The sequence below is a fragment of the Gammaproteobacteria bacterium genome, from assembly GCA_003696665.1.
Taxonomy (GTDB): domain Bacteria; phylum Pseudomonadota; class Gammaproteobacteria; order Enterobacterales.
The window spans coordinates 1-6,458 of sequence record RFGJ01000331.1 but is presented as its reverse complement, the minus strand read 5'-3'; the positions used below and the strand labels follow the sequence as shown (position 1 = coordinate 6,458).

Annotated in this window: 5 protein-coding genes; 1 reads left to right on the top strand and 4 read right to left on the bottom strand. The window is 54.4% G+C overall.

The features are described 5' to 3' along the window. Positions 1–452 precede the first annotated feature (452 nt). The gene (locus D6694_08645; protein ID RMH41646.1) at positions 453–1,496 is read right to left on the bottom strand and encodes a DUF4249 family protein; all 1,044 of its coding nucleotides are present in this window, start codon (positions 1,494–1,496) and stop codon (positions 453–455) included. A 24-nt stretch (positions 1,497–1,520) separates the two neighbouring features. Next, entirely contained in the window at positions 1,521–3,872 is a 2,352-nt protein-coding gene (locus D6694_08640) for a TonB-dependent receptor (GenBank protein RMH41645.1), read from the bottom strand. Positions 3,873–3,880: 8 nt separating this feature from the next. Between D6694_08640 and D6694_08635 the strand changes: the two genes are divergently transcribed. Continuing rightward, entirely contained in the window at positions 3,881–4,153 is a 273-nt protein-coding gene (locus D6694_08635) for a hypothetical protein (protein RMH41644.1), read from the top strand. Here D6694_08635 and D6694_08630 read toward each other — a convergent pair. Beyond that, positions 4,140–5,987, bottom strand: coding sequence for a hypothetical protein (locus tag D6694_08630; GenBank protein RMH41643.1), 1,848 nt, complete (start codon positions 5,985–5,987; stop codon positions 4,140–4,142). The genes D6694_08635 and D6694_08630 overlap by 14 nt on opposite strands. Before the next feature lie 227 nt (positions 5,988–6,214). Further along, positions 6,215–6,458, bottom strand: a 244-nt coding sequence (locus tag D6694_08625; protein RMH41642.1) for a hypothetical protein, incomplete at its 5' end; no start/stop codon positions are given.

The following is a 6,458-nucleotide window of genomic DNA, read 5'->3' as shown; positions in this document are numbered from 1 at the left end:
TGTGTCGCCTTTTCGCAGCGCCACCAATGGGCAGGGCGGGCCCGAATGGTACCTGCGCTACATCCTGCGACTAGTCAGTCCGCCGCCGACCTACAAGGGATGTACGATTTTCTGAGCGCGTGGGGGATAGACCATAGACAATGGACGATCTATGATGGACGTGGTCACGGCGTTACGGCGTCACGCGTGACGTCATCACAACCTGCTTCCAACAAGTCGAAACAGGCTCAACGAAGCGGGGACATCACTTTGTAACGACGTCACGCTGTCACGCTCAACCATTTTTCACGGGCAGACTCAATAATGAGCCTACTGCAAAAAGTCGATAGACGATGGACGATAGACGATGGATATATAAGCTTCATTCGTAAAGAAATGGTAGTCAACTTTAAACTGCAAACTCAAACCCTCAACCCTCAACGCTACACTCTCAACCATTTTTTGCAGGGGACTCAATAATACAGTGGATAAATGAACGGACATTCGGCACTGAAAAGCCCGAGTCCGTTTTCGATGTTGTAGTGAATATAAACCGGCTCGGCAAAAGCATTGCCAAACGCCTCGTGGGCCAGCGTCAGCGTCTTCAGGAAACGGTATCTGTCTTCAGTGATCGAAATAAATTCCAGCCAAAGGAAGCAACCCTCATACTCCCTCAACAAGTCCAGCTCACCCTCGAAGCCGATCAACAGAGACGCTTGCTCACCGTCAAACGTTGCGTCCGAGACCACTAAATCATGGGTTGCAGCACTGACGGCCTTGTGGTCAAGCGAGGTAAGGGGGAAACTGCGGCGAGCGAATGGGCTGGCACAAGTGTCCTTTACGACCAGCTCGTAGAAATTGGCCTCGCCCGGCGGATCCGTAAAACGCACTTCGATCACCCCCTTGAAGCGCCCTCCAAAAAGATTGACCTCCATCGAGTGGATCACGACCGTATCGGGCGGCACACAGGTGGGCATCGTCTGGACGGCACGCAGGACGCCGTAATCGTCCGTTTCGACCACCAACTCGTACACATCGGGCGTTGGCGGCACCGGCTCATCGAGCAAGCAAAAGAGATAGCCTTTCTTCTCGAAAGGCCCGCACCACAACGATCCGTTCCGGTACAGGAAAATGTCGTACGATTCCGGATGCAAAGAGCTGATACCGCCACCCACATCCCAATACTCGCGCGCGTCATGGGCGAGGATAACTCTATCGGTGTAAGCCATGGTATCGCCCACCTTCAGGCGCATGGCCACCACCGGCTTGGGTTCAAACAGTGGAATATCCTCTCCCACTGTGCGCCACGTAAGACTTTCACAGGAAGACAGCACACAAATTGCCAACACACACGCAACGACTGTGCTCATGGCTGGACTTCCTGAAAAAAAGGGTTGACCGCTGCGTGTGCTATCGCAACGGCGCGACGCCCCCAACAAGTTGGAGCCTGTCTCTGCCCTGTCGGGAGCATGCGGTGAGGTCGTGTCGAGGTGATGAAGCAAATTTCTATCGTTCATCGGTTGTCGAGTTTTTCAGCAAGCTCAAAAATCAAACTCCAGCGCCACAAACGGCATGATGGGAAAGGCACCAATGGCCGTGTATTTCTCATTTGCGGCGTCATAATGCAGGTACATGGGGTTGGCACGCACGAAGGCATTGTACACACCCGCCACCCACCATCGCTCATAGTGTTTTTTCTTCTTGTACCATCGGGCACTCAGATCCAACCGATGATGCGGCGGCAATCTGAATCCGTTCATGGGGCCATACTCATACGCATAGTGCAAAGCCGAACCGATGCTTGGATAACCCCACCAGTCAAAATGAAAGTCCACCGGCACACTGAACCTGCGTTCGAGCAGGGTCTGCGGGATACCGGAAGCCAACGTCCAGAAGGCGGCTACCTGAAAACGCTCGGACACGCGCCACAACACCTGGCCATTGAGGGCAACGGGGCGGTCGTAGAGGTGGGGAAAACGCCGGCCGAGGTTTTTTTCGGGATAATGGCGCCAACTTCGCGAAAAGGTGCCTGCCAGCGTCACTTCATAGCGCTTCGTCTGCCGCTGCCATTGCCACTCGATGCCCCATGCCTCACCGCTGCCCTTGACCAACTCTGCTTCCCAATCTTCGAACTGCGGACGGACAAAGCTGATGCCTTCAGCCCACGTAACCAGGTTGTACATTTTCTTGAAATAGGCACCAAGCACGAATGACCCACCCAACAGGTCGGGCAACGAAACTCCGGCCGACAATTGCCAGGAACGTTCCGGCGGCAAGGTGGCTGTGGCCGGGAGCCAGCGCTCGGTGGGCAGGGATACGGTTTCGCTCTGCGCCAGATGCAAATATTGGCGCATCTGATCGAAAGCGAGCCATGCCATGCGCGCTGCCGGAAGCGCGCGCATCACCTTCAACCGCAACTCGGGGGCCGACGAACGAAACTGCCAGCCCGCCACACCGGCAAACCGCACGCCCCCCTCGATAGTCCAGGGCCCCCTTTGCCAGCGATCAGACAACCACAGGGCGTACTCCGTTTGCGCTACCGGCTCGGGGCTCAATAGTGTGGTGCTATCCGGATTGGACCAATGCTGGACTGCCTTGAAAGGCAATAACTCGCGCCATACGGATGAAGCACCAAAGCGCAATTCGTGATCTGTCAGCCCTGCGTAGAACAGAGAAGCGGAAAGCCCTCCCTCACGTACGCCGGAAAGCAGGTTGGACTCGAAGCGAAACAACTCCTGCTCCATGCTGTCGCGCAGGATGAAGTCATGAGTCATATTCAGCCGATATCGCGTGTAATGTGCCACCCACGTAGCGGTGAGCTCGTCGCGCACGATGGATTGCCAGCGCAGCGAAAGGGTGGCATTATCCCATCGGGTGCCCGATGTAGTGGTGAGGAAGTCGCCCCATTTCAAGGCCTCCAGCAGGCTGAAGTTGAGGAAGTCACGCCCCAGATAGCCACTGGCAAACAGGCGATTGCGGTCGTTGACGATCCAGTTGGCCTTGAGGTTGAGATCCCGAAACCAGAATTGGGGAATCTCATGTGGTTCGTAACCGGCAAGCCGGAAAAGCATCGGAAAGACGACCAGATCGGTCCACGAGCGCCGGGCCGCCAGCAGTACCGAGGCGCGTTCAGGCACAATGGGCCCTTCTACCGTCAGCCGGCCGCTGAGCAAACCCACGGCCCCTTTGGCGTGCCACTCGCGCAGGTGTCCCTCCTTCATGGTCAGATCGAGCACACTGCTGAGCCGCCCCCCGTAGCTGGCCGGAAAGCCGCCCTTGTACAGTTGTACCTGTTTGAGCGCATCAGGGTTGAACACCGAAAAAAAGCCAGCCAGGTGATTGGTAAAATACAGGGGCACCCCATCGAGCAACACCAGATTCTGATCGCGGCCACCCCCACGCACGAAGATGGCGCTTTGCCCTTCCTGGCCGGGCATCACGCCGGGCAACACGCTCAGGGCCTTCAGCACGTCCGATTCGCCCAAAAAGGCCGGCATCGTGTTGATTTGGGCAATGCTGAGCGTTTGCCGGTCGAGGCCAGGCGACAAGTCAAGTCGCCGGCTGCGCACCTCGACCTGAGGCAACAGCTCACCCGGACTCAACTCGATAAACAACAGGGTGTCTTCGTGGCTGCTCACATCGATCCACCGCGTCTCATAGCCGGTGTAGGTGATACGCAGCCTCACCGAATCAGCCGGTATCTGAAGCGCAAAGTATCCGTAGTTGTCCGTAACCGCACCCCGACCCGAATACCACTCATACACGTGTGCACCACTCAGACGCTCCCCACTCTCGGCATCCTCCACATAACCTGCAAGGAGACGGGTTTGCTGCCAGGCGGTTGCCGTCAAGGTATGCCCCAACAACGCGAGGACTATGGCAATCCGAATCATTTGTCAAAATGGTGGTTTTTGCTTCAAATCAATTCGGGCATTTTTCCTCTAAAAATAACTTGCCTGCCAAAACATGGCAAATGCAAAGCACCCGTGGGACCAACCCAACTGAGCCGGATTCTGGCACGCCCATTACGCCGCCTATCCCACACCTTGCGCATCTGCCTTGTCTGTCACCAGAAAGTTCCTGCTTTGTATGGCCCCGATTTCAGACCAAAAAGTGGTTGGCAGAAGGCAGGCAGCCTTCTGCCAACCCATCCGCTCGCCTTAGCGGTTTATGAAGACCTTGTCTGTACGCATGCCCCGACCGCCTGTGAGTCGGAAGAGATAGATACCGGTACCGGGAAAGACGCCGCGCGCAAGCAAACGCTCGCGGATGCGAATCGGATCGTATTCCACTACATCCTTGACTTCGTATAATATCCGCCCTTGCAAATCGATCACTTCGAGGCGACAGGGACAATCCGGCTCGATCATCTGAACGGACATCACCGGCGGTTCGTCCTTGGAGGAGGAAGCGCTCTGCGGTACCGTTGGGTGTTCATCGGTCGCTTCGCTCGCCACAGTGAGTTGTTTCCACCAATCCTCGACCATTTCTTTGTCAGGACTACCCGTCAGTCCGGCACTATCACACAGCCCCCACGAGAAGGAAAGTGTGCCGTATTCGGCCTCCAATCCGTCGTAGGGCGACCACCCGTCCCATGGCCACAGGGCAAAATCCTCAACCACCCGGGCCTGCATCTGGTCAGTAGTCAGGAACTCATCGTCTATCAGGCTCTTGGCCAACCATTCACCCACCTGCTCATCCTGACAACATTCCCTCGTGAGGTTTGCTTTTACGATGCCATCCAGGTGGAAGCCACCTTGGACATATGCATGTGCACGCCACTTTCGCCGGCCGCCAGCTGCTACATGGCCAAAAGACAAAAGCCAGATTCGGTTAGGGTCGTTGGCTTCAAAGCAAATTTCCCTGTCGAATGTCCGGAAAAGCTCCTTGGCAACCTGCTCCGGGCCAGCCTGACCCTCGTTAAGGCTGACAGGCTCGCCTATCAGGTTTTGCATCGAATTGGCAAGCTGGTCCACATCCGAAGAGTCAATCGCGCCCACATCCAGCAGCAGAGAAGCAGCAGATCCAATCACGTCAATCAAAGCGATGAAAAAATTCCCGTTGAGTTGTTTCTTTACTTCTTTGTCCACATAAAAGTTGGCGGCTTCCAGAATCTGATAACCGTTTTTTGCAGATGCGTGCATCAGCACGCATATGTCCTGCGCGAGGGCGTAAGCCCATTTGTCCTTGCCCAGACTCCAGCATCCAGTATTCTTCACACTTGCATCCGCATTCAGCTTGGTCGAATAGGAGGCATTCACTACCACACAACGAGTGCAGGGGCAATCTTCCTTGATCAGATCAGTATTTACGCACAAAAGGTGGTATTCCAACATCCCGTAGGAAAGGTTGCCAATATCTTCATTTACCTCATCCGTTGTATTATAGGTGTACATATAATCTATTCCACCTGCGCGACACCCCTTCGTCAACAACTCCACGTGTTTGGCGGCACCGGCATAGACTACATCCAGCTTGTACTCGGCGTTGTTTCCCAATGATCCCGACACTTCACTCGACTTGGGAATGATATTTCCTGCCTGCATGGTCGACGGAAGTGCAGAGGCATAATGCAACAAAATGCAATGGCATTCCTTTGCAACCTGAGGCATCTGGCCCCAAAAATCATCCGGCGGATAATTCCTCCCGAAATCCTGTCCGAAAGGCGCACCTTCGTACAGATATTGCTGGAGGAACCACAGTCGGTCTTCGAGGGGAATGTCATCCAAATTTTTGAGAAAAACCGGCAGTGGCACCTCCTCCTCTTGCTGTACAAATAATTCGGTAGCGCGGAATAGCGCTTCACTTACGCGAATATCCTGTTCATAATCTTTTCCCGGCCAAGTCTCGAACCAACCGACAGGCTGCATGGCACCACACTCATCTTCGGCATACACGGCAAACAGCTCGTTTTGCGGCAGATTGGTCAGCAAAAGCCGTGGCACACTCGAACGCAGCTCATAAACGCCCCATTCGGTTCCATCCTCCCGATCGACCCGAACGCGCATATGTCTGGTACCAAAGTGGAACGTGAGCAACGCTTTGGCATAGCCCTCGTAGTGTACAACAGAAGTGAAATTCAGTGTGGGTAGATTGCATGTGTTGGCTCAGCCCTCAAAGGTACAGGACAGAAAGAGGCCCAACAGCAGGGTCGCAATGGTGCTTACTCTCATCATAATTCATGCATTTTTGTTACCAACAAAAAATCACATAAATTGACAAGTGCGCACCGGTGCTACAACAAAATTGCACAGCATGTAAAAAAAAAAAAAAGCCCTTTCGTATAAAAAAAACCGCACTTTGTATAAAAACCTCCATTCTTCTCGAGAACAGGGCAATAAGGCCGCACGATAGCGCTGCCTCGTGGCGCGAGATGAATCTCGCGCCACTCGAGGGGGCAAAAAAAAAGCCCGACCACACGTGGTCGAGCTTTTTGCGTTGGATTGCTTTTGTTGAAAAAAGCTGGCAGCGACCTACTC

What these genes read in the sequence shown, in the direction of transcription:
- D6694_08630 (RMH41643.1), bottom strand. Translation starts at nt 5,987, where the DNA reads ATGCGCGTTCGGGTCGATCGGGAGGATGGAACCGAATGGGGCGTTTAT.
- D6694_08640 (RMH41645.1), bottom strand. Translation starts at nt 3,872, where the DNA reads ATGATTCGGATTGCCATAGTCCTCGCGTTGTTGGGGCATACCTTGACG.
- D6694_08635 (RMH41644.1), top strand. Translation starts at nt 3,881, where the DNA reads ATGGTGGTTTTTGCTTCAAATCAATTCGGGCATTTTTCCTCTAAAAAT.
- D6694_08645 (RMH41646.1), bottom strand. Translation starts at nt 1,496, where the DNA reads ATGAACGATAGAAATTTGCTTCATCACCTCGACACGACCTCACCGCAT.